Source organism: Halogranum roseipondis (assembly GCF_059695585.1).
Map to the genome: position 1 here is coordinate 106392 of NZ_JBUEED010000004.1, position 25693 is coordinate 132084.

Annotated in this window: 12 protein-coding genes and 2 pseudogenes; all 14 read left to right on the forward strand. The window is 61.5% G+C overall.

All coding sequences use genetic code 11. The features are described 5' to 3' along the window. Positions 1 to 334 precede the first annotated feature (334 nt). The 14 genes and pseudogenes from EOHIBHHM_RS20095 to EOHIBHHM_RS20160 all read left to right on the forward strand — a co-directional run bounded on the left by EOHIBHHM_RS20095 (position 335) and on the right by EOHIBHHM_RS20160 (position 25513). A complete protein-coding gene (locus tag EOHIBHHM_RS20095; protein ID WP_497257374.1) occupies positions 335 to 7831 on the forward strand; it encodes a hypothetical protein in 7497 nt (2498 codons plus the stop codon). Between the two features lie 3138 nt (positions 7832 to 10969). Continuing rightward, positions 10970 to 12328: a hypothetical protein gene (locus EOHIBHHM_RS20100; protein WP_497257376.1), complete on the forward strand. Its 1359-nt coding sequence runs from the start codon at positions 10970 to 10972 to the stop codon at positions 12326 to 12328. 409 nt (positions 12329 to 12737) lie between these two features. Continuing rightward, the gene (locus tag EOHIBHHM_RS20105) at positions 12738 to 13364 is read left to right on the forward strand and encodes a hypothetical protein (RefSeq protein WP_123623009.1); all 627 of its coding nucleotides are present in this window, start codon (positions 12738 to 12740) and stop codon (positions 13362 to 13364) included. 248 nt (positions 13365 to 13612) lie between these two features. Beyond that, positions 13613 to 14524: pseudogene (locus EOHIBHHM_RS20110) on the forward strand (replication factor A); the annotation flags it as partial. 54 nt (positions 14525 to 14578) lie between these two features. After that, a pseudogene (locus tag EOHIBHHM_RS20115) lies at positions 14579 to 15178 on the forward strand (RPA family protein); the annotation flags it as partial. Between the two features lie 579 nt (positions 15179 to 15757). Then, a complete protein-coding gene (locus tag EOHIBHHM_RS20120) occupies positions 15758 to 15889 on the forward strand; it encodes a hypothetical protein (protein ID WP_497257378.1) in 132 nt (43 codons plus the stop codon). Positions 15890 to 16289: 400 nt separating this feature from the next. Then, on the forward strand, positions 16290 to 17021 hold the full coding sequence (locus EOHIBHHM_RS20125) for a DNA polymerase sliding clamp (RefSeq protein ID WP_254841559.1): 732 nt from the start codon (positions 16290 to 16292) through the stop codon (positions 17019 to 17021). A gap of 173 nt (positions 17022 to 17194) precedes the next feature. Continuing rightward, a complete protein-coding gene (locus EOHIBHHM_RS20130) occupies positions 17195 to 18577 on the forward strand; it encodes an RNA-guided endonuclease InsQ/TnpB family protein (RefSeq protein WP_497257380.1) in 1383 nt (460 codons plus the stop codon). 51 nt (positions 18578 to 18628) lie between these two features. Then, on the forward strand, positions 18629 to 18835 hold the full coding sequence (locus EOHIBHHM_RS20135; RefSeq protein WP_254841488.1) for a hypothetical protein: 207 nt from the start codon (positions 18629 to 18631) through the stop codon (positions 18833 to 18835). 79 nt (positions 18836 to 18914) lie between these two features. Next, a complete protein-coding gene (locus tag EOHIBHHM_RS20140) occupies positions 18915 to 19247 on the forward strand; it encodes a hypothetical protein (RefSeq protein ID WP_497257382.1) in 333 nt (110 codons plus the stop codon). A 104-nt stretch (positions 19248 to 19351) separates the two neighbouring features. Beyond that, positions 19352 to 21970 carry a DEAD/DEAH box helicase gene (locus tag EOHIBHHM_RS20145; protein WP_497257384.1) on the forward strand — a complete coding sequence of 873 codons (2619 nt, stop codon included), beginning with the start codon at positions 19352 to 19354 and terminating at the stop codon, positions 21968 to 21970. Between the two features lie 139 nt (positions 21971 to 22109). Next, positions 22110 to 23600: a hypothetical protein gene (locus EOHIBHHM_RS20150; protein WP_497257386.1), complete on the forward strand. Its 1491-nt coding sequence runs from the start codon at positions 22110 to 22112 to the stop codon at positions 23598 to 23600. A 140-nt stretch (positions 23601 to 23740) separates the two neighbouring features. Then, a complete protein-coding gene (locus tag EOHIBHHM_RS20155) occupies positions 23741 to 24772 on the forward strand; it encodes a transcription initiation factor IIB (RefSeq protein ID WP_497257388.1) in 1032 nt (343 codons plus the stop codon). A 102-nt stretch (positions 24773 to 24874) separates the two neighbouring features. Then, positions 24875 to 25513 (forward strand): hypothetical protein, encoded by a 639-nt coding sequence (locus tag EOHIBHHM_RS20160; protein WP_497257390.1) that lies wholly within the window; start codon positions 24875 to 24877, stop codon positions 25511 to 25513. The last annotated feature ends 180 nt before the right edge of the window (positions 25514 to 25693 follow it).

Consider the following 25693-nt stretch of genomic DNA (forward strand, 5'->3'; position numbering starts at 1 on the left):
CATCGGTATCCTACTCACGGCGGCCACTGGCCCAGCTCTCGCAGCACACCCCGCTGACTCCACGAGTACCACAGAGAGCCAGGACCTCTCTTCTACTTCGCTGCAATCCACGAATACAACCTCGCCGTGCCAAACTCAGAACAATAACTCGTACGGATGGACGGAACACTACGCGTGTATCCAAGTTCATCTCTACCAGCAGCATCAGGATCTCTCGATCTTCCCAGAAGACGCAACACAGGCCCGGGAAGCTGCGAAGAACGGAGAGTCGGCTGAAACCATCGAGGATTGGCTCTTCCGATACTATCGTACGGAGCAATACCCCGACTGGTGGATGCCGTCAGAGGAACAGATTGAGCAAACCCCGAAGCTCAAGCTCTACCCACTCACGAACGAAACAGTTCACGAGTACGAGACCACTCAATCTCTCTCCGTGTTTCCGGAGGAAGCTCGCGCCGTCCGATTCGCGGCAACTCATAACGCAACGGTGAACGAACTCCGGATGGCCCTCCTCAACTACTACGCCGTTCAGTGGGATCAGGGCTGGCGCCCGGACTCAGAATCATCCACGACCACCACAACCAACACAACTGCAGGAGGCGGCTCAAACGGAGGAGACTCGGAGGCTACGGCCAAGCCGAGTTCAAGCCCCGCTTGGTATGCTCCGTATCTTAGTGGGATCGTCGACGCCGTAAATCAATTTCGTGGATGGATGAGTGGAGTGCAGGAGTTCATCGGTGGGCTCCTCATTTGGAGCTTCAAGAATCCCATTATCGCAGGGATTGTCATCTTCACGTCTCTCGTCGTGTTCCTCCTTCTCGGAGTCGCACGGCGGATGCGGCGGACGTGGACGGCGATGCTTGCGGTCTGGTCTCGATTCGTCCGCGCGATCGTCTGGGTGGCCGACACTATTGGCATCGGAACGATCCGGCGAACACAAATCAAATTCTTCCGATTCCGTCGCACCCTCAACGTCTATGCTCACGCGTTCGCAGCGATGACTGGCTGGGCAATCCGCGAAGGGTTTCACCGTGTCGACCGTACGATCACAGACTACGTCACCGACGAAGACTCCAGCACGTGGTCGTATATCGCACCACCCGCTCACGCACGCGCCAGTAGCGCAGCTGATGCCGCCGTCTCGGAGACAACGTATGCGAAGAGCAAGCGCCTCCTTGATCCTCTCGATGCACCAGCCGTGTACGAACTCGATGAGGATGAACCACCGCGACCAGGAGACGACCTCTGGTACCGCATTACGGCCTCCGATCAACCGGCCTCACCGGAGACAATCACTAAACAGATCGAAGGTCTACCCAATCTCACTGACGGGCTGGAAGTCATCATCCGATCGGCACCTCATGACCCCGAGATCGGAGGAGAAGAAAGCGAGCTTCAAACTACTGAAGGCGATGGCACCCGACTCGCAATCGAGGTTCTAATCCACTTCATCGAGGATGGCCAGACGAGCACGCTCGACCGGACGAAGCACAACTGGGTACGACAAGCCTTCGGTGGTCCCGACTACGACGTCACGCCCGTCTCGACGACGCTCCAGCGACTCCTCCGGGCCCGGCCGTACCGGCGGTGCAAGCATCTTCTCGGGAATGATGCGCCCCCATCAGCGACGTTCCCTTGGAGTAACGCGCAATCATCGGACGCCGCGACAGACGGTGGGCGGACTATCGGCGAGGACACGCCCACACCGAGCGAACGCGCAGCTGCAGCCGAGGCGATTCCTCAACGGTACTTCCGAGAGCATCTTGAGGATCAGTTCACTGCGGTCTGCCCGGAAGCGCCCGTGAGCTATCCACTCGGCTCCCGAGGAACCCGCCGCTGGGACTTCCTCCAGCGACTCAACGTCTTCGACGAAACCGCTGCCGAAGAAGCCCCTCCGATGGAAGCCGCTCTCGATGCACTCCTCGAGACCGACGAACCTGCACTACTCCGTGCCCGGATTACATCCGCAGGCGACCTCAGCGACATCATTCGGCAGAAACTCGACGTCATCGAGGGTGAGGAAAGCACCCAGTTCGACAAACGAACGAACCGCCGTGGGCGTAGCCGTGCGACACCAAGCTCGGGAGAGAATACCACCGAGGAAGACCGGGCTGCTGCTCGAGAACGAGAGAGTAGTCGGGTCCGTGGGGAAGTCGCGAGCGCGGAAGGGACACGGAACGAAGAACTCCAGAACAAGGGTGTGACTCGGAGTTTCAAAGTCACGATGGATGTCTTCACCCAACCCACACCCTTCTTGAACGACGCCCTCGAAGAGACTGCTGGAGGGTCAGTTGAACCCTCCTCAGAGGCCCACCCCGTCCCCTCCCCCCTCTTCCATTCAGACGAGGACTCCACCTCTGCCTCGACAAATACGGCGAGTGACGGGGGCGTCTTCACCGAAGAACAGCCCGATCTCAACGAGATAGACAGTACTGCCGATCTATCTGGTTCCGACACCGACATCGAGACCTTAGCGAGTCGAGGTGACACTCTCCGAGTGACTCCCGAGACGCTCGCTAAAGCCGCAGCCAGCCAGCGGACTACGGCTCGCGACGACGCCTGGCGGCTCGCAAAAACGTGGGCGACTGCTGCTGACGGCGAGTTCAACAAGCTCACTGAACCACCAGAGAACAGCCGCCTCGCAAAGTGGGCACGGCAGTTTGGGTGGCGGAGACATACGCTCGGACAGCTCCGTGACTCGTACCGTTTTCACCGCGCTCAGGAGTATGCTGGTAGGGCACCCACATTCGGCCTACACTACTCTCTCCGTCGCCGCTGGCCGATCGTCCTCGCCGCCGCCGACGAACTCCCTTCGTTCACAGCACTCCCGAGTACCAGCGCTGTCTCGGACGACCTCGCAGCCCATATGGAACGCCAACTCTCCCACACAGCCCCACTCTCTGAACTCTCTCCTGCCGAGGACAACGAAATCATCGGTACGGACATTGACGGGGCCACGCTCGGCTATGCGTTCGATCGTCTCCACGCTAGCGACCTCACTCGTCCCGTCAAACATCGCACGGACTATATGGACCGGTCGATCCTCCACCAAGGGCTCCCCGGCTCCGGGAAGTCTGTCGACCAAGCTCACGAGATCGTCGAGCGTCGGAAGGCCACGAACGGCCCCATTATCATCTACGCCGGCCCCGGCGCAAACGTCGGTGAACTTGCTGTGCGCGGTCTCTTGGATGAATTCGGCGGAGACTGGGTGCGCGAGCACGTCCACTGGTTCGATATGCCTGAGGTCCTCCCCGGACTAACGGTCTTCGACACACGACCCGCCCAACAGGCTGACGACGCCCACGGCAACCCCCAGGCTGCAGAGAGCGTCGCGACCGACGACACCTCTCCCCAGCGCCCTGATATCGCTTCCAAGGACACCAGCTGGGAGACACACGGCTCACAGGTTATGCAGACTGTCCGGAAGATAGCCGAACTTCTGATGGGTGAGAGCGACTTCCAGAACGCCCGCGTGTCTCGTGATGTCCTTCGGGCCCTCGGGACGGCTGGCTTTTCACCACACACATATCCGACAGGCGTCGATGGCACGCCTGCGTACAAGCGGAAAGGCGGTGATACCAGCAATAACACGCTCCCAACTGCCGACGACCTCGTGAGCGGCGGAAATCGCTCCAACGATGAAAACGAGGACGATTCAAGATCTCGACAGCCCACCGTGATGCCGTTCCGCTGGGGGTACGACGCCAGCCCGAACGTCTATCCCCTCTGGCAGCTCCAAGAGCAGACCCAGCAGGTCACCGAACTGACGAGGTTGATGGATCCGGATATTCCGATCAATCCTAAGGATTTACTGCCTGATCCGGGCTCGCACGCAGTCAAGCGGAATATGGAGACGCCGTTCAACAATCAACAGCACACCGCCCAGCAGATCCTCGGCGGTGTCACCAACCGTTTGAACGCGCTTACGACGGACGCCCGTCTCGCGCCCCTCTTCAATAACACGACCCGGCGGTTCTCCTTTGCCGACTTCCTTTCTGGCGATCGCCAGAACGACGTCCTCATTTTCGACGTTGAGGATCTCGATCCGGACGCCCAGCGTGACTTCGTCCTTACACACGAACTCCTAATGCAGTACGAACTCGAACTCTACAAGTCCTTCCTCAAAGAGGAGGCAACTGCGGACGATTACTACGTCAGCGTCTTCATCGACGAGGCCGGCCGCCTCGTCGAGCCGGATGACCTTGCAAAGATGATCGCCGTCGCCCGCAACCACTCTGTCTCCCTCTCACTTGCCGTCCAGACGCCCGACCAGCTCTTCGACGCCGACACCGACAACAGTGTTGGCGACGACCCGACGTACGCCGAGATCATCGGTAATATTCAGACGACCGTCGTGCGTGCCGGTGAAATCACGCGTCAGCAGGCAAAGGCGCTTTGTCCGGCCGACCTCGAGGTCGAGGACTTCATGGATCACGTCCGCGATCTCCCCGTCGACCACCGGCTCGTCCAGTATCCGACACCTTCCGAAGGAACACGGTCTCAGACCATCGAAATCGCCCGCATTCCCCTTCCGAACTGGCATCAGGATGCCGAGGAAGCCCCCGAAGGATACGATTCTCGCGAAGATTTCGAGGAGGCCTTCCGAGAGGTTCGCGCCGATGTCATCGACCAGACGAACGAAGAGTACGGAATCCCCGACGACGAGTCAGAATCGGCTGTCCGTAACCGGGCGATTCTCAACATCCCCGAACTCGCCCACCATCTCACAATAGACGACCCACTCCTCCCGGTTGTCCTCGCGTGGGCGACTTGGATAGTCGCTCGTGACCCACCCAACGGGCTCGGTGAAGAAACTCTGCACAGCGTCTCCAACACCGACAGCAAGCTCCCTGACCTCGAAGACCCAGTTGAACCAAATAATGATTCGACGATAGAGGACTCCCCGGCTGAGGAAGTCAGCGCGATAGATGTCCTATCGGACGATGCAGGACCCGATGAATACACAGCTGAATCGGTATCTACCAGTCGCGAGAACGATTCTCCATCCACTACGAGCGAGCAGCCAGATACGCTGTTCGACTCAGGTGGGTGGGCTCGCGACCAGTGGGATGAGGCGAAGACCGAGCTCACCCAATCCAATACCGAGCGCCAGACTCCTCCCTCGGCCGCTGAGAGCTCAGGCCCTGCGTCCAGTCTTCATCACGTCCTGAAGGGCAGTATGACGACTGACGAGTGGGAGGAGCTTACCGACCTCCTCGAGAAGGGGAAGTCGCTTTCCCCAGAAGAATGGGCGATTCACACCGACCTCCCGACGTACCGGAAAGACGAGGAATCCATCCAGGCCCGTGCGCTCAACAGCCGTGTCGCGACTCTCCTCAACCAAGGTATCCTCACCGAGGATGAAGTGGCCCGGATTCAGGAACTCATCGATCTCGCACGGGATACCGGGAACTGGCCACCGACTGCGGTTCGTGATCGTCTCGACACGGAGTCCGAAACTGCGCCAGCAGACAAATCGTCTCCCGAACAGCAAAGCGCCACTGTGGATAACGAGAGTGTGTCCGCGGCGATCGAACGCCGCCGGACCAGTGAGAGAAATTCTGTTGGGATCGACCCGTTCGATGGGGAGGAACCACGACCCGGAACGTACCGCTGGGTGCGCCTTGACGAGATGTACCGCCGGCTTCGCCTCGAAGTCGAGAAAGTCCTCGCCACAGAGGGCCTCAACGAGGGAGAACGTAATCGTCGCCGCGATGCCCTCCCCTCGCTCAAGGCGTGCGCCGATGAGATCGAGGCGTTAGGCACCATTATGACCCATCGGGGCGTCGCTGGCGACACTCCCATCCCGGAAACAGACGGTATCTTCGAGATTGAACTCGCGAAGCACCGTGACGACGTCCCCGGCGACGAGGGCTACGCCATTCGGTTGACTCCCGAGGGTGCTCGTCTCCTTCTCGAAAACGTGTTTTCGACTGGCTGGGTCGCAACCGCTGGGACCGATACTCACGATACCGGCCTTCGAGACGCTATGACGGCACTCGAAGACGCAGTCCCCACCCGAGTCAGTGGCCGGATCATCGACCAAGACACCGGGGACATCCCGGACGCCGTCCTCACAGTCTTCGCCAGCGAGCCTACGGAGTGCTTCGCTGACGACATCATCTCATGCACAGTCGAAGAGGAGACCGACCCACGTCGACACCCCACGAAGAAACTCCGTAACCTCAAGAAGGCGCTTAACACTACTACGAAGAGTGGCGAATGTCGCCTCCCCATCTTCGTCGCCGAAACGCCGTGGGACGAAGACGCGGGGTGCCCCGACCTTGGACCTGCAACCGCATTATCGAACATCCTCCGTGATCCGATGAACACTCAGTGGTCGGGTCGCCGGTTCTACTCGCAATCGAACACGCCAATCGAATTCGACGGCGGCGCCCGCGACGGCGGTGTCACCGCTGTCGTCCCCCGATCGATCGAAGAGGGCGCAGGCACGTCAATCTGGATTCGCGACCCGGACCCCGACTCGAACGATTGCCTCCTCGTCGACCCGACTGCCGACGACATCGGCCACCCCGACGACGAGGATATTCACCTCCGTATCGCCCCCGGTGACTTCCAGAACCTCACTCCTTCGAGCATCCCGTACCGGGCTACCTGTCCCCCGGGAAGTGCAAACGAGTCAGCTCGCTACATCGTTGAGACTCCGGGAAGCGAGCAGACGTACAAGTACGAGACGGAAGAGCGGTTCCGTGAGGATTGGGTCCGCGTCAACAAGCCATTCGTACCCGACATCAAGTTCCGGCACCCGGACTATCCGGAAACCGCATATGCCATCCTCGTCCGATACGAGCTGCCCCGCGCCGGCGACGACGCACAGGCACGTATTGCCTGGTTCGATCATCGGACCTCGGGCGACGAGGAGATGGGGACGCTTCGGCCCGTCGAGGACCTCATCGAAGCGATTCAGACGGGCGAACTCAAGCCGGCGTCCGCTGGCCCTGGAACGGCACCCGAGAGGACTCACGAAGACGAAGTCTCGACCGACGAAGCACAAGACTCTGAAGTGGATGAGGAAGACACTGGCGCGTCATCATCGACGGACGAGGCACCAGACGAATCCACTCCCGAGCCATCCGACAACAAGGACGAAGAGCTTGACGGCGATGATACTGACACAACGCAGTCCGAGGAGGGAGAGACAGACGATACTTCCGAACCACTCCAGGATGAGGGGAAAGCAGCTACCGCCGCGTTCATCGCGGCTTACCTCCGTCCTGCACCGAACAACGTCGTGGACGTGGATATCGCCTTCGACCGTTGTCAGGAATTCGCGAGCACGCACAACCTCGTCTCACCAGAATCAGAGGACGAGTTCGCAGAAACGATCGATTCCCTCTTCGATGCGTTCGACACGGACACCGGAATCGACGGAGACCTCTTCGACATCGATCGCGACGTCATCAGTGCCCTCGAAGAGGGATTCAATATTGTCTCAACGTCAGGTGGAAACGAAGACAGCACTCGAACCGTTATATTGGGTGTGAAGATGGTTGATCCCACAGAAGAAGACACGTCGTTCTTGACGGAAGCAGCGCCCGAGCAGTCGGCAGGTGGTGCGGCGTTCATTGCGAACCAGCTCACGTCCGACCCTGACGGAGCGCTTCCGAGTTCGGAAACCTATGACGAATACGTCGACACCGTCACCGACTGGGGATTCGAGTCTCTCCCTGACCGAGGTTCGAGTGTGACGTTCAAACGGTTCCTCCAAATCTGGGGTGCGGTGCTGTTCGGCGTCTCGGTCGAACGGAAACGCCGGCGGATCGACGGGTCGCCTACGCGGTGCTATACGCACCTCGAGTGGCGCGAGTAGCCTCTTGATTTTCTCTCTCAGTCTACCGCCTCGATCTCCCGTCTAATACTATGAACTCAAACTGATATTTCCGATAATTTCCCTTCTGACGGTGTCCCTTAATCCTCGATTTTCTAGAACTATTACTGAATAGCATATTTTGGATAAACCACCGGACGGAACGGTAATACAATACTGGAACGGTAAATCGGAACGCGAATCTCTGAGGACTCACAAAATCACCATATAGCGTCGGGATGGTAAACTGGAACGTCAATCATTAGCATACACTCCCGAAAGGACCGGATCCTTTTGCAAACTGGAACACCGTGCAGTCTTGCGGTTTTCACCGGAAACCTGGACACATCTACGCACCACCACACACCAGCATCTCGATAAACTGGAACTCCGCGCAGTCTTGCGATTTCGGGCCTATAGTCAACTCCGTGCTCAGAACACCCTTCGAGCGACTCTCCGCACTCTCGAAACTGGAACGCTACGCAGTCTAGTGATTATCCCCGGCTATTGAGAAACTGGAACACCCCCTTTCCCACTAGTATAGAGGGGGCAGATTCGTGTGAAAGGGGGGTACCGATGTGTTCCGGCGAGCGGGTACCCTGGCAGCGGGTACAGGCTGGCCCCCTGGGCGGTCGTCGAAGACGAGTGTCTGATGCGTATCAGATTGTGGAGAAGTCGGTAGCCGAAGCCGAGGTGAATAGCCGTTGTGTGTCGCGTGGAGAGCGCGGCCTGTCGTAACGTAGGAGCTGGTGGGTGGCGTCGAGGTGTAGCATCGAGCGCGCGTGGGGAACATACGGCTTTGCGTACGAGCGAGTGGGAGTGGATGGTCGTGTCGCGGTGGTGCCTACACTAGGGTCTGCTGGCTATCGCACGGGGACGTCAGGGTGCGTATCTCAAACAGGCTAGGGACGTGCTGCGTATCGCGGCTCTCGCCTCGTGGTTCGTTCTCAGCGTGAGGATTGGGCACGGTGACGTCGACTTCGCGAGGGGCTGTCGGCTGTACTCGAGGCGGGGGGTCGCGCCGTCGTGAGACGCCGTGGGCTGTCGATAGAGCATAGTGGTGTGGCCTCGGCGGCCGAGTGGTCGCTGTCGCCACCGCGTTCCGGCGTGACGGCCGTCGGCTCGCTGCTCTGGCGCGTATGGATGCCCAATCGGTGTGTCTCGAGAAGGGTGCCGCGCGCGTCGGGGTCGCGCGCGCTTTGGATCGAGACCGCCGCGACGAGCAGAGCTCGTCGGACGGTCTCCGTGGGTGAATTAGGACCGCGTCGTAGCGGCGGCTGATTTCCGGGACCTGCTCCACACGCTCTGGCCGCTGACGGCGGGCCACGATTTCGGGGAATCGCGTAGCTTTCCCCGAAATCGGCCGCCTCACCGGCCAGTCCGTGGGAGCCGATGTCGTCCACTCACCCGCCGAAGTCCGCGGATTGCGCGGTCACGAGACACCGACGCGAACCGGACCCTACCCGCGAGCGCAACCCGCTCGCGGGTCCCTTCCAGTCCGCGACGGCGCCTCGTAACACCGCTCATCGAGCGGATTCGGCGGCCTCGGGAGACATCGGGTCGTGCTACGACCAGGTTTCCTCACTCGGTCGCCCCCCTTGCGCTGGCGCGTGCAGTAGCGCGCGCCGCGCACTCACCGGGAGGGGCCGCCGGAGCCACCAGCGATTTCCGCGGACCCTACCCGCCCCCACCGGGGCGGGTCCCTTCCACGGAAATCGGGCGCCTCTGTCGGCCTCCCGGCGAGTCGGGGCGAAGCCGGGCACGGGGCCTGCCGAGCCAAAGGCACGGGAGATCGCGTCGCTCACTCCGTTCGCCTGAGTCATACGTCGCCAGCACGCTGAACCGGACCGGGTCACGATTTCGCGCGGATACCTTCCCGCGCTCGCAAGCTCGCGCGGGCCCCTTCCACACGAAATCGACCGGTTCAGCGCGCGGCGACGCACGACTCAGCCCGGCCATATGCGGCCGATTCATCTGCGTTCACCGACCCGCACCCGGACCTCGATTCCGGCAGACACTACCCGCCTTCGGCGGGTCCCTTCTCCCGGAATCGGCCGTGCGCGGCTGGTTCACGTTGTTCATCGGCCGCATCTGCCGGGTTCGCGACTCCCGTACCTCGGCGGGCAGGGCCCCGCACCGGGCTTCGTTCTGGCGGTACGGGCCACCCGCCAGAAGCCGCCGAGCAAAAATTAATTTCTTTCCTCTTAAGCGTCCACGGGACGGGCGGGGGAAGCCGCCGTGCCGTTCCTGACCTGGCACGATCTCAGCGGACCCTACCCGCGCTCACACGTTCGCGCGGGTCCCTTCCACTGACATCGGCCAGCTCACGACGGCAGCCGGCTCCCCTGCCGGTACCCGACGGCGCTCGCGCTATCACACACGCGCGAGCGCCGTCGTTCCGACAAGCTCGAGGCCCTGACGCGGGCCGCGATTCCGCGGAGATACTTCCCGCGCTTCGCGCGGGCCCCTTCTCCACGGAATCGGCCGCCTCAGTACCTCTCGCCGTGTCGGAAGGAACGCTTAAGAGGAAACCATCCCCCCCACTTGTCGGATATGAACTGCACGTCTTGGGGAGACCACTTGCCGGATGCCTCTGGCGCGTGCATTCCCCTGATCGCGGCCGCCTTCGGCAGACACTACCCGCCTTCGGCGGGTCCCTTCTCCCGAACGCGCCCGCGTCAGGGGTGCACCCGCCGGACGCCTTCCAGCTTGTGGCGCTGGGCGCGGGCCTCGATTCCGGCAGACACTACCCGCGGCGCATCCGGTCGGTGCGCCGCGGGTCCCTTCTCCCGAAATCGGCCGCGCCAGCGGCCAAGACGCACAGTCCCTTCCAACTGTTGAGGGGGATTGAAATCATAGAGTCAGGTAGCCCGTGACAGGGCGTCGGGCCGTCGGCAGGCGGCGCCGGGCGGTCGGCGTGCGGAACGTCGGCCGCTCAGGCGCGCCCCGCGGTGGGTTTGTTCGCCCCTCCGCGGGGTGAAGGGTGTACGAATACACCCGTCGGTCGGCGGTCAGAAGGCGGGCGCGGTGGAGCGCGCCCAACAGGGGATCACTCCCCGTGAAACAGCAATGTCTAGTTTCAACTCAGGGCAAAAAAGCCCATCGGCGGTTGGACAGCCTGACAAGTACGACGAACTCGAGATGGATCTGCTCTACAGCAGTCCCCATCTGGAGAACGGCGATAACGTGGTCGGTGTGGACATCGACAAACGCCCCCCGACCCCGAACGACGAACCGGTCGAGGACAGCCGGGGGCAGGAACTCGTTCCTGGAAACTATGCGCGAGAACGCTCGGCGCGGATGGACGCGCAGTACCGGGCGGCTGCCTCACAGCACGAAACGTCGGACGAGGACGACCAAGATGACGAGACGGGGCTCCCCCACAGGCGCGAGATGACCGGCCGCGCAGGTGGCACCTACGCGGATGTTCAGGCAGTGATGCACGGCCAGCAGTTGGGCGACGTCGTTGAGGGCGATGTCGGCGAGCTGGTGCGTGGTGTCTCCACTGGGGTCTACTGGGAGCAGGCACTCGCGGAAATGGACATCCCCGAGCCTCGACGCGACCTGCAAGCGCCGTTCGCGGAGGTGTCCCCGGAGCACTACACGCTAGCGACTGAAGAGCGAATGCGCGGCGAGTTCGAGGCCGATGAGCGGAACCGCGCGAAGGCGATCGCGGCAGAGGTGGCGGGCATCGACCGAGCGGCGCGGTCGCGAGACGATATGCGGACGCGGGTGCCGATTCGCCACTCCGTCTCAGAGAGCGACGACCCGTGGGAGGGCCCGCCGGCAGAGACGGTCGGCGTCAAGCGCGTTGATCCGGCAGACGACGAACCGGTCACGACGACGTCCGTGAGTGACGGCCCTGACCCGCGGGCGTCACTTGACCAGGAGACGCTCGCCCAGGTGAACAAGGGCGCGGCGCGGCTGGCCGAGCACTTCCAAGGCGAAGCAGCGATGTCCAGAGCGACGTTCGGGAAGTGCATCGCCCGGCACATCCAGGACGGGTCGGACGTGATGAACGCGACGATCGCCGTCAAGGAGACACTCGAGCGGATGTTCGAGATCAAGCAGCCCATCGGGTCGATCGATCCCTACGAGCAGTGGGAGACGACGGTCGAGGTGGAGGTGACCACGCTGTGGACGCCGAAGCATCGGTCGCAGTACCAGGTGGGACTGGTGCAAGACGAGGCCGGCGACACGGCGAAGTTCACGGTCTGGTTCGCGGCGGGTGACAAGCCGACGCTCGCGGTGGGCGACCGGATTCGGGCGGAGCGGGTGCGTGTCAACGCCTACAAGGGTGATGCGACCCTGGCAGTCGTCGGTGATACGGACCTCACCATCCTCGACCGGGGTGACGGCCCGATGACGCGGCGGAAGCGGCAGTCGGATGATCCGACAATCGCTCCGTGGTCGGCCGATAGCGACCAGCACGCGTGGATCAACCACATCGATATGGAGCGGGCGATCGAGGTCACGCTCGGACGGCGGGACGACGAGTAGGCCATCGCTCGGCCGCTTTTTTGCGTGTGCCGCGAGTAGTCCTCAGGTAGGCATCGCAACCGGCTGGTTAGTGTGTGGCTCCCGGCACCCACTACCCACCGCCCCGCCCACCGCTCCGTGCTCGCGACGCGAGCGTCGCTGCGCGCGCAGCCACAACCTCGACAGCACCGCGTGGCCCGTGGGGGCGCTCGGCGACGCCATCACCCGTGGCGACCGACGTGAGTTTGTCCCTCCCAACAGGGGGTGAGGTGACTTCACAGATGTCCAGCGCAGCAGCTCCCCGTGAGCGATCGCGACCGCGTCAAGCACAGCTGTCCGACTTCCGTCGGCGACCCCGCGAACCGGGGCTCTACGAGCCACCGACGATCGAGGACGACGACTGGTGGCCTGGGAAGGCAGGTGAAGATCGATGACCGAACGGACGCTTCGCATCGAACGGGCGGTCAACGAGCTGATGAACGACCTTCCGGCTGACGTCGCGTCCGAGGACATCGTCGACCAGCATATGCAGCGACTCGTCGCGGACTACGGCCTCTCTGTAGATCGTGCACAGACAGCCACTCGGCAGTACCTCACTGCGTCCCGCGAGGGAGTGGCGGAGTACCTCGTCACCCATCTCGCTCGGACGACTGAGACGCCGCCGACCCGTGACGCGGTCGTCGAGGATCTCGAATTCCTCGCCAACTGGAGTGTCCCTCTTGAGGACGCCTCTGCTGTCGTCCGCCGGAAGTACGACCCCGCGGACCCGGCCGATCCCGACTCTGGCCTCGACTCGGCAACGGGCGTTCCAACGGGTGCAACCGATGCTGAGGTCGCGGCCGCGATCCCCAGTCTTGACGACCACGAGTGGTCGTCCACATCCGACCGCGCCCACCCTGGCCCCGACGACTCAGATATCCTTGACGCCGATTCGCGGGAGACAGATGACGGCACCGCCGCCTCTACCTACAGACGCATTTGGAGGACACGGATTGTCGCCCGTCTCGCCTCGACGATCCGCACCGCTCGCCGGAGGCTGGCCGAGCATCGCCTCTGACCAACGACCGAACGCACCGCACGCGGTTTATCCCCCCGCGGGGGGTGAAGGGGGACTCACGACTATGCAGGTAATGAGCCGAACCCCGGCGCGCGTGGCGACACCCACCACCCGCGTTCCCGTCGCAACGGCGGTTTATTTCCCCCGGATTGGGGTGCAGGGGCGTGAGCAGGAAGGCGCGCAGGGCGTCGACCTGACTCGAGACGTCCCACCAGCCGATTCCCGAACGCGAATCGGAGTGACCAACGATGGCAGTAGCTAATTCCATTCCCGACGAAGCGGCAGAGCTCGCTGACCAATTCCCGGACGACGTCGAAGTAGACGAAGCAGAGATCGCCGAGCGATTCTCGATGCTCGTCGACGAATACCGCGTCCCGAAGGACGAGGCCGTCCGCACCACGCGGAACTACTTCCTCGACGCGTACGGACTCGACTACGACGATTTAGACGGTCAGAGCGGTTCCAGCGGTCCGGCCGACGAGCGCGAGATCGCGACCGTCGAGGGTCCGAACGAGTGGCTCTCGGTCACGGCGAAGGTCGTCCAGCTCTGGGACAACGACGTCGACTCCATCGCTCAAGTCGGCCTCATCGGTGACGAGACCGGCACCATCAAGGTGACCGTGTGGGAGTCCGCCGACGCACCGACCATCGAGGAAGATGGCGTGTACCGATTCGAGAACGTCGTCTCCGACGAGTACCAGGACCGACTCAGCGTCCAGGTCAACTCCGCGTCCGACATCGTTCCCGTCGACGACGAGGACGCCGCCGACCTCGAAGTCGGCTCGACCGATGTCGAGGCCGCTGGCGCAGTCGTGGCTGTCCAACCCGGAAGCGGCCTCGTCAAGCGATGTCCCGGCGAGGACTGCACGCGCGTTCTCCAGAACGGGCGCTGCTCCGAACACGGCGAGGTCGACGGCGAGTTCGATCTCCGCGTGAAGGCGGTCATCGACGACGGCCAGACGGCCTACGACGTCCTCTTCAATCAGGAAGCCACCGAGGATCTCACCGGCATCACCATCGAGGAGGCCAAGCAGATGGCGATGGACGCTCTCGACACGAGCGTCGTCGCCGATGCCGTCGAGGAGGAGATCCTCGGACATTCCTACACGGTCTCAGGGCCGGTCATCGGCAACTACCTCGTCGTTAACGACTGCGAGGAGGGCAACACGCTCTCCGAAGACGCTGTCTCGCCCGGCAGCGCAGCGAACGGTGACCGCGAGGTCGCCAAGCGCGTCTTCGCCGAGGAGTTCAACAACGCAACGAGCACCTTCACCGAATCCGACGAAGACCGTGCGCCTGTATACTCGCTGCTGCCGTCGGGTGAGAAGGCCAATCGCGTCTTCGTGATCGGAACGCTGACCGAGACGACGGACGTCGGCAACGACTCCGAGTACTGGCAGGCCCGCATCGTGGGCCCGACCGGGACGTTCTTCGCCTACGCTGGGCAGTACCAGCCCGAGGCTGCCAGCGTCCTACGGAACGCGGAAGCCCCGGCGTACGTCGCAGTGGTCGGCAAGGCGCGCACCTACGAGACCGACGACGGTGACGTCAACGTCTCCATCCGTCCCGAGTCGATCAACATTGTCGACGGTGAGGGTCGGGACGCGTGGGTCGCGGAAACCGCCGAGCAGACGAAGGCACGGCTCGAGGCGTTCGACCCCGACGACCCCACCGAGAACGACGACGAGCGCAACTACGATGCGATGGCGGTCGACCTCTACGACCCTGACCTCGATGCCTACGAGGCGATGGTCAGCAACGCTCTCGACGACCTCGAGGCCGGCGAGATCAACGAAGGAGAGGACGACGAGTAGGGCGGCGCACTCCCCGCTGACGTTGTCTCTCCCTCCGTCGTTGGACTCGTCTCACGCACTTCTATATCCACGCTTCGGGGGGGTTTCTCCCCGGCAAGATTTTTTCGCATACGCTCCCGACCCCACCCTGCGCTCGGTCACGATGTAGAAGCGGCTGTCCACGCCGCGAACAACTGGCTCATCGACGAAGCGCAGTCCCTCGCATCTGTCGACGAAAGAGAATCGATCGTGGACTACTCAATCTCCGTCGAGTACCTCTACTCCTCTAGAGCCGTCCGCTCGCGTATCGGACAGGCAGTAGTTTGTTCTCCCCTGCCGAGAGTGAGGGATTTCCTATGACTGACAATGGTGACGGACAGTCTCCGAACCAGCACTCGGATGACCACGTGCTCGCCGATGAGGAGTACGACCCCCTCGCGAAGTACAAACCGTACGCCGTCACTTCGACGAACTCGGATGGTATTGCTCATCACGTGCATACGAGTCGCCGTCCGGACTGGAAGCCTGGGCAGCCGTGCCCGCACTGTGGATCGAGACTGATTGTGTCCTCCTTCATCGGGACGGAAATTGCGCGGCATCGTGGCGGCAAAAGTCACACGACTCGGCGGAGGTGACCCGCTCGGCGCCGTCGAGTATCAGTGCGCGGACTGCGAGACTGTCCTCTACAAGGACGCCGCGTTCGATCTCTGGACGACCCTCCACTTGGACTGACCGTCGAGACTACGATGCCTCCACCAAGGACTCACGGGTCCGTCCAGTACGGCCGTTTTTCGCACTCCACGGGAGATGTAAGCTCGAGTGAGACGTCCCACACCAGCCTCGAGAACAGTCTACTCGCGTCTACCGACAACCACGATCCCAACGACCACAATCCATCACACCTATGGCAGAATCCACACCCGAATCACCCAACGGTACAGACACCGACCCAAATGACGAGCCCGACATCGGCGTCGAGGCCGATACTGAGGCTGACGCCTCTGAAACGGAGGCCGAAGTCCCTGACGCCGACGGGACAGACGTCGAGGAAGCAGATGACGCTGAGACCGATAGTGACGGCAGCGATGAGGAGTCGCCGTCCGACTCCCGCCCACCCCAGGCGTTCTCGGCGATCATCGAGGCTGACCGCCTCGACCAGACGATCACCACGCTTAGCGTCCTCGTCGACGAGTCTCGCGTCCACCTGAACGATCTCGGCCTTCGCCTCGCCGCTGTCGATCCCGCGAACGTCGCGATGGACGAGACGAACATCACCGAAACCGCCTTCGAGTCTTATCAGGCCGATGGTGGCGTCCTCGGCGTCGACCTCACCAAGCTCGCCGACGTCGTCGGTATGGCTGACAACGACGACCTCATCCAGATGTCGCTCGACCCGGAGACCCGCAAGCTCCTCATCGAGTTCGGCGGTCTCGAGTACACGCTCGCACTCCTCGACCCCGACACGATCCGCCAAGAGCCCGACATCCCCGACCTCGACCTCCCAGCACGTGTCGTCCTCGAAGGTCGCGACATCGACCGTGCTGTTCGGGCCGCCGATATGGTCTCCGACCACGTCGAACTCATCGTCGATCCCGACGACGAGGCCTTCCGCGTCCACGCCGAAGGCGATACCGACGATGTCGACCTCGAACTCGGTCGCGACGACCTCATCGACCTCGAGGTCGGCGCTGCCGACTCGCTCTTCTCGCTGGACTACCTCAAGGATCTCAACAAGGCGATCCCGAAGGACGCCGAAGTCGAAATCCTCCTCGGCGAGGACTTCCCCGCGAAGTTCAACTACGAGTACGCCGACGGCGCCGCCACTGTCACCCAGATGCTCGCCCCCCGGATTCAAAGTGACTGAGATCGATAGGCCCACCCAAACCATCTACCCTCTTCAGCCGGTTTATGAGTCCTGTGCCACCTGCACAGCAGTCTTTAACACACCACCGTGTGATGGTTTAGAAGGATGAGACGCGTCAATACATTCGATGTCTGTCCTCACTCCCGTAGGGACAAGCTTGCACTCATTGAGCTGTGGACGCGTCCACCGCGTGCTGGAACCAAGTCCAGTATGCTCGCCGTCAAGCCTTCCTCAATAGGAAAGAATCAGAGGGCAACGCAACTGTCTCACAGCTTAAACAGGCCGTCAAGAAGACCGCTACCCAAGAAGAATACCGTCAGAAGTACATTCAGCAACTCTCCTCAAGCATCCCCCAGCAACTTGTCCAGAAGAATTGGCAGACGTGGGACGGCTTCTTCGAACTCTTGAAAAAATACCGTAACCCGGAGGATGACAGCGTGACAGACCGTCCCGGCCTACCGGGATACTGGAAGGAGGACGGCGTCCGAACGCTCCATACGCTCCTCCGCAACGATACATATACGCTTTCGCTAGGCAAGCGTTCGCGACTGCGAATTCCACTGGGAAAGGAGCTCAAGGAGAAGTACGGCATCGGATACCACGAAAAACTCACACTCGAAGTTCGTGGCCGCCCGCACTGGGAGGGCAAGCAGGGCCGTCTTGAACTCGTCTACGACCGTGAAACCGAATCGTTCACCGCACATCAGTCCGTTGGCGATGACACGCATACACCGTCGAGACGGACCTCTACTCACTCCCACTTACTGGCCACTACGGACGGCGAGGACGTGGTGGCAGCGGTGGACATCGGTGCGAACACCCTCGCTGCCTGTACGACGAGTCGAGGTGACCACTGCTTGTTCCACGGGCGCCCATGCTTCGAAGACTTCCACGCATACACCCGAGAAATCAGTCGTCTACAAGCTATGCTCCCCGATGGCCGGTACTCAAGCAAGCGTATTCGGGAAGTGTACCGGAAGCGTAGCGTGAAACGCGATCACGCGATGGATGCACTCATCCAGCACCTCGCGGAGTGGTTGGCAGAACACAATGTTACCGAGTTGATTGTCGGCGATCTCTCAGATGTCCTCAAAACGCACTGGTCGGCGCGGGTGAACGAGAAAAATCACTTGTTTTGGGCACATGGGCGATTTCGTCGCCGGTTACACGAGGTCGTAGAGGCTGAGTACGGGATTATGGTGCATGAAAAGTCCGAGGCAAACACGTCCTCGCGGTGTCCTCACTGTGGAGCTGAGAACGTTCATCGAAGCGGTGATCTCTTGCAGTGTCGAACGTGCGGCGTGGAAGCGCACGCAGATGTAGCGGGAAGTATGAATTTCCTCGTCACTGAAACCGCAGTAGAGTATCGTGATTTGAATCAAGGTGGGTCGATGGCTCGGCCCGCGGCTTCCGGTCAGAACAGGCTGGGAGACGCAGTTGCGTGCTTCGAGTGGGACGATCACTGCTGGCGACAGCGTGATCACTCGACCAAAGAGGAACCCGCAAACCACACCCGTCAGGGGAAATTTCCCTCCGGTGACCCAGGCACGGCCTGATTCACTCACGCGGAGGATTCCACGGCATGACCGCCGTGGAGGAAGTCAATGATGTCTCTAGAATCCATGACGTCCGATTCGACTCCACCACTCGATCCTGAACTCGAAACGAGCGCCGAACAGACTGGCCTCGATGATTCCCAGCTCGTCGAGGGTGAAGCCATCGTCGACCTCAACATCCCCGACGACGTTGCCTACGATGTCGACGATCTCGGCAACGGCCGCCTCGCCATCCAGTACTGGGAAGTCGATCCCTGATCCCCGCTCTCGTACCGCCCGGCCCCGGCTGCACCCCTGAGGTTAAACGTCCGGGCAACGCACTTTCGATTGATTGCCCGTGAAACCCTCTGCTGCTGCCCCCGCTGGTCAGATCCTCGCGTACAGCTGCCCCCGTTGCGAGCACAAGGGGATCTACTACTACACCGATCTCGCCCTCTACGACAACGACCGCGATCCTGGTGAGGACAGCATCCTCCCTGAGCACGCGCCCGCCGTCCCCGGCAGCGCGATCGACGCCGACGCCGATGCCATCGTTTGTCCGAACGAATCGTGTGGGCTCGTGCAGTTCCGCCATGTTGCGTTCGAACTCCTTCCCTCGACGGCTGTCCGCGCACGTCGCTCGACATCGGCGGACGACGAGACGAGCGCGCTCGTTGAGGCTACTCCGTAGTCGGCCTCGGGAACACCTCACTCCGCTCGTCGAAGCACCGTCATCCACGGCTCTCTGAGGTCTTGCACGATATTTCTCTCCCTCCACTGGAGGTGAAGGAAGTTATGACGAAGGAGTCACCACCGTCAGAGTCGGACGTGTCGCTTGCCGGCTCGAAGAGTCGCTCAAAGACGAACGCCGACGCGGCTGTCTCTCAGTATGTGGAGCTCGAAGCGGGGACACGCGCCTTCGATGAATCGGCCGGCGAACGCCCCTCGATCCGCGATACTGTCGACTGGCTCGCCGAGAACGAGGCTACCGTCGGTGGAAGCCTCGTGAACCACCGCGTGATGACCGGGCAATCCGCGCAGACTACGGATGTCCCCCTGCGCCCGGAGCTCTCCGAGGCGATCCGCGAGAAGGGCATCGATCAAGTCTACGACCATCAGGCGGAAGCGATTCGGCACGCTCGACTTCGTGACCACGTCACCCTTGCGACCCCGACCGGGTCGGGGAAATCACTCCCGTATTCGATCCTCGCCGCCGAGCGCGCCCTCGTCGACGACGGCCGCACTCTCTATATCGCACCGACGCGCGCTCTCATCAACAACCAAGCCGACGATCTCTACGACTTCCTCCAGAACGTCGACCCCCATCTTGACGCAGGCCGCTACACGGGCGGACTCTCTCGACACCAGAAACGCCGCGTCCGCGAGCGGCAACCGCACGTTCTCGCGATGACGCCTGATATGATCAATTACTCTATTCTCCCGTTCGCCCACAAACTCTGGGGCTGGTTCCTCTCCAACTTGGACCTGATCGTCATCGACGAACAGCATCAGTACCGTGGCGTCTTTGGTAGTCACGTCGGCGTCGTCCTTCGACGACTCCGCCGGCTCGCGAAGACCTTCGACGCTGACCCGACGATCGTCGCCTGCTCAGCCACCATCGACAACCCTCGCCAGCACACTGTCCAGCTGACTGGCGTCGACCCAGCCGACGTTCACGTCGTCGACCAGGACACAAGTGCTGGCGGCTCAACGCACTGGCTCTTCTGGCAACCACCCCGCGGCCAGCAGGGGCAAGCTCGATCGACACACCGGACAACTGCACGTCTCGCAGCGGCGCTCGTCGAACGTGGTCTCCAGACTATCGTCTTCACGCGAAGCCGACAAGCGGCCGAACAGTACGCTCAGGTCACCGCTCGCCGCCTCCAGCGTGACGGTTATCCCAGCCTCGCCGACGACGTGGCCGCGTATCAGGCCGCACTCTCGGACGAGCGGCGAGAAGAACTTGAAGCCGGGCTGCACTCCGGCGACATCCGCGTCGTCTGGAGTACGAATGCCCTCGAGGTTGGGATCAACATCGGGAACCTCGACGCTGTCCTCGTCGACGGCTATCCGGGAACACGGATGGAACTCTTCCAGCAAGCCGGCCGTGCCGGCCGGGGGACCGACCCGAGCATTGTCGGCCTCGTCGGCGGCGCCGATCCGCTCGACCAATACGCACTCGACCATCCGGATGATCTCCTTGACGGCAGCGTCGAATCCGTCGAATGCAACCCCAAGAACCCACGTGTCCTTACCGAACATCTCCCGGCAGCCGCCGCCGAAGCCCCCCTCTCCACCGACGACAATACTTGGTTTGGCGATGACCTCCCGAAGTACGTCTCAGCACTCACCGACGCCGGCGTCCTCGACCGCTCGCTCACATCGACAGATATCACGTGGACGTACGTCCCCGACGGGGGACCGCCGCCGAGCCAGCACGTTTCCCTCCGGTCGATCAACTCGCGCTCGCTCCGTATCGTTGTGACACCGGACGACCAGTCCTCCCCGGATATCCCCGCGAGTAACGAGCTCGACGTCCTCGGTGAACTTCCACTCGCCTCCGGTCTTCGTGATGCCCACCCCGGCGCGATCTACTTCCATCAAGGCCAGCGATACCGCGTCATCGACGTCGATCTCAACCCGGAAACCCCGCCGGGAGCATCCGGCTCTGCCTCGCCAATCGCGTGGGTTGAGCCTACAAACGCGACCTACACGACTAGCGCGGTCACAGACCGCACGCTCACGCTCCAAGACGCCGACGAGTCACGCGGCCTTCCCGGCACAGCCGACCCTGAGGTTGCGACTGACGGCGGTGACGCAAGCGCCGACACAGCACCTCCCGCCGTTCAGCTCACCGAGTTGACCGTCAGCGAAACCGTCGTTAGCTACTACACCCACCAGTCCGGGAGTTCGAATGGACCTGTTCCCATCGAGACCGACCTTCCGGAAACCGAACTCTCCTCGGATGGTCTCGTCATCAGCATCCCGCCCACCATTCGGGATGCCTTCACCGAGGAGCATCCCAACGCAGATGACCCTGACGCGCCATCGCCGTCCTTCGAGGGGAGCCTCTACGCCCTCACGAACGCACTGCTGGGAGTCCTTCCAGCAACCGTCCTCTGCGACCGCAGCGATATGCGCGGGCTCGCAATCTCGCGTCTCGACACAACCGGCCACCCTACGATTGTCCTCTACGACGACCATCCTGGTGGTGTCGGCCTCGCTCGTAGCGTCTTCCAGCACCTCGAGGATGCCCTCGAATTCGCACAGACTCGCGTTGCCGACTGCGAATGTGATGAGGGATGCCCGGCCTGTATCCACCACCCTCACGACGCCTCGAGCAACCAGACGCTCGACAAGGTCGGCGCGCGTCTCCTTGCGGATCTCCTCCTCGACGATACGCACGCGGCCTGACCACTGCATCATCTCCCCTTCGCGACACCCTCCCATGGACTAAAGTCAGAGAACTGCATATATTCTGGCGAGTTGACTACTCATGGCGAGCGATCTCCCCGCCCCACCAACCGAGTCAGGCGTCTATCCCGAGGACCGTATGAAGGTCTCACGATGGCTGACCTGGAAGGAAGCCGATGACGGCCGCAAGATTCCCCGCGCACCCTACCACAACTCAAACCAGCCAGATCGGTACGTCTCCGCGCAGGACCCAACCATCTGGACGGACTTCGAGACCGCAGCAGAGTGGGCGGATAAACTCCCTCATCACCAACTTGCGTACGTTATTCCCGACCGCAACGACTTCGAGACCGACCTCGTCGTCATCGACTACGACGACGCCCGCGATCCCGAAACGGGTGAAATCCATCCCCTCGTCCATGATCATCTTGCTGACGCCGATTCCTACGCCGATGTCTCTCCGTCTGGAACAGGTGTTCACATCCTCTGTCGCGGTCAGCTCCCCGAGCGCGTCAAGACCATCTCTGACGACCTCTCCGAACACGAGGCCTTTCCCGAGGCGTCGATCGAGGTCTACGAGTCCGCGCGTTTCATCACGATGACCGGCAGACACATCGCCGGTACACCCACCGAGACGCGCGACTGCCGGACCTTCCTTGATGGGCTCGTCGAGGACTATGCGACCGTCTCCGCAGCGACCCCCGATGAAGTCGCCTTTGAACCGGATACTACTCGCGAGGACATCGAAGACGTCGAGACCACGAGTGACATTCAGGATGTTTTCGACGCCATCCAGCACGTCCGACCGAGAGACATCAGCCTCCGCTCGACTGTCACTGAGGAGCGCGCTGACGGTACGCAGTCACTGGATCCATCTTGGGCGAACTCTTCGTCTGGCACGCGCCTCGCCCAGCTCGATGAAGGCTGGGTGTACCGCGATGGTCTCATCGGCCTCGACGCTCTCCAAGTCGTCGCCCTTGAGGAAGGCATCATTACTGGCGAACGAGATTATCCCTCTGGGGAGGACTTCTGGGAGGCCGTCGACGAGCTTCGTGCTCGCGGCGCGCACATCCCCGAGTACGAGGAGGACAAGTCGGAGGCCGCCCCATCGGCAAGCGACTGGTCGCCTGCTCCTGACTACACCCCTGACCGCGATGCCGACGCCCAGGCGACGGGCAGTTCATCACCGTCCGATCTGGGGTCATCCCACAGCAGCGGTCGGACGCGTGGTCGCGATTCTCCCCGACGCGGCGAGGGCGCAGAATCACTCTACAAGGCAGAAATCGACCGCCTTGAAGCCGAACTCGAAGCTCGACAGGAGCGGATAGACGAACTCGAAGCCGAACTCGATGAGCGAACAAAGAAACTTCGGCGTATCCACGTCCGTAACTCCCAACTCGAAGACGCCCTCAAGAACGACGCCGAAGTCCAAGTCCGTGCCCTCGACACTGACACGCTCGTCGACATCCTGGATGAACAAACGCTCGTCGCGATCCTTGAATATGTCGCCGACACCCACGCTGACGACGATGGCAATCTCGAGCACTCCACAGCCGACGACTCAGGTGGACGTCTCGCTCGTCTCAAGTCCTTCCTTCGCTCGGACTCCTCGTCCTCAACTTCCCGCTGAGCACCTGGTGATTTTCACTCGGTACCAGGGGTGTACACCCTATCCTAAAGCCATATCCACCGTCTTACCTCTCGGTTCCTGTTTTTCGCCCCCGACGTGAGGTGGCGGGAGTCATCACCGATCCCTCTCCGTCCCTCACTATGACCGAGAACGATTCATCTACTCCCGATAGCAACCGGATTCGGACTCGCAAGATACCCGACTCGGAGCGTACGACTGGACCATCCGAGACCACTGACGCCGCCGTCGCTGCTAGTACCGCTACGTGTCCCGAGTGCGACGGAGATCTTCACGTCGACCACGTTCATGGAGAAACCCGGTGTGCTAACTGTGGACTCGTCGTCACGGAGAATGCTATCGACCGCGGCCCCGATTGGCAGGCCTTCTCTGCGGACGAACGCGAACAGAAGTCTCACACAGGGAGCCCACTCACGCCAACCCAGCACGACTTTGGCCTCAGCACCGAGATCGACTGGCGCAACAAGGATGCCCACGGGAACACCATCTCCTCACAACGGCGAGCGCAGCTGGCCCGACTTCGCACGTGGCAACAACGGTCCCGGACCGGGAACTCGAAGGAACGCGGCCTCAAGGCGATGCTTTCAGAAATTCAGCGTATGGCCGCCGCTCTCGATCTCCCCGACGATGACTACGACATCGCCGCCGTCATCTGCCGCCGGGCCAGTAATCAGGACCTCCTCCCCGGTCGGAGTTACGAAGGCGTCGCGACTGCAGCCGTCTACGCCGCTATCCGGCAGGCCGGTCTCCCACAGGATCTCGAAGCCCTCACGCAGGTCAGTCGAATCGACGATACAATCCGCATCAAGCGCACCTACCGGTATCTCGTCCGTGAACTCGAACTCGAAGTCCCGCCACCCGATCCACGGGACTATCTCTCCCGTCTCTGTTCGGAACTCGATCTCAGCCAGGAGACCAAGCGGTTTACGACAGAACTCCTCAAGGACGTTATGGAGGCAGGCATCCACTCCGGGAAGCATCCCGTCGGGATCGCCGCCGCTGCCCTCTACGTTGCCACTCACCACTCAGATTCGCCTTCCAGTGACTCGTGTACGCAATCCGAACTTGCGGAGGCCGCGAACGTGAGTGTGGTCACGATTCGCAACCGCTACCACGACATCCAGGATACGTGTTTCCCGATGGTCGAAGCCTGACCTCTCGAACGTGAGCGACCACATTTTGACGACTGGTAAGCTCAACCAAGGAACATTGCATTACGCACCAATCTTTATGAAGGCTGTTTCTGAATTTCAGCTATGCCGACAGTTGAGGTGTGGTCACTGTGGTTGCACATTGCTGCAGGCATAGTCGCTCTGTTCGCTGGCCTCGGTGCACTCGTGACCAGAAAGGGAGGATGGAGACATCGACAAGTCGGGAAGGTCTTTCTCGTATCGATGGGCGTTGTCGTTGCGACAGTCTTCGTTCTAGTAGCTATCGACCCTGTGGCGTTCCGCATCATCCTCACGCTCGTCGCGATCTTTAGTGGATACCTTGCGTTCTCGGGATACCGTGTACTCTCTCGGAAACGGCCGACCAGCACTGCCCATATGGTCGACTGGGGAGCTGCTGGGAGCGTCGTTCTTGCGTGTGTGGGACTTGGTCTGTGGGGCATCAACTGGTTTCTTGATGGGAATTCTTTCGGGGTCGTAATGATCGTCTTCGGTGGAATCGGAATTGCGTTCGGAACACTGGATATTCGTTCCTTCTATGGTGAGAACTCCGGAGAATGGATGGTCAACCACCTCCAACGGATGATTGGCGCGTTTATTGCTACGGTTAGTGCCGTTTCAGCTGTCAACCTCACGTCCGAACTGGGGATTATCGCGTGGTTATGGCCAACCCTCCTCGGCGTTCCCCTCATCGCATACTGGTCAAATAAGTACAGTTCTTCCTGAATATGGATGCTTCTGAATCTAATTTCAAGCCGACCACATCGACTCCGAACAATCAAGAGATTTGACCATTTCAAAATATACAGCCGTAGGCTAATCCACACGACTGTCGACGTATTGATTTTCTCCTCTAAGCCACCGCGTTAGGGTGTCCGACGGCGACCTCTGAATTGTTACCCCTGT

Bases quoted from the DNA above. Each gene is read 5' to 3' on its own strand.
- EOHIBHHM_RS20095 (WP_497257374.1), top strand. From the start codon at position 335: ATGCCGTCAGAGGAACAGATTGAGCAAACCCCGAAGCTCAAGCTCTAC.
- EOHIBHHM_RS20100 (WP_497257376.1), top strand. From the start codon at position 10,970: ATGGATCTGCTCTACAGCAGTCCCCATCTGGAGAACGGCGATAACGTG.
- EOHIBHHM_RS20105 (WP_123623009.1), top strand. From the start codon at position 12,738: ATGACCGAACGGACGCTTCGCATCGAACGGGCGGTCAACGAGCTGATG.
- EOHIBHHM_RS20135 (WP_254841488.1), top strand. From the start codon at position 18,629: ATGTCTCTAGAATCCATGACGTCCGATTCGACTCCACCACTCGATCCT.
- EOHIBHHM_RS20145 (WP_497257384.1), top strand. From the start codon at position 19,352: ATGACGAAGGAGTCACCACCGTCAGAGTCGGACGTGTCGCTTGCCGGC.
- EOHIBHHM_RS20150 (WP_497257386.1), top strand. From the start codon at position 22,110: ATGAAGGTCTCACGATGGCTGACCTGGAAGGAAGCCGATGACGGCCGC.
- EOHIBHHM_RS20155 (WP_497257388.1), top strand. From the start codon at position 23,741: ATGACCGAGAACGATTCATCTACTCCCGATAGCAACCGGATTCGGACT.
- EOHIBHHM_RS20160 (WP_497257390.1), top strand. From the start codon at position 24,875: ATGCCGACAGTTGAGGTGTGGTCACTGTGGTTGCACATTGCTGCAGGC.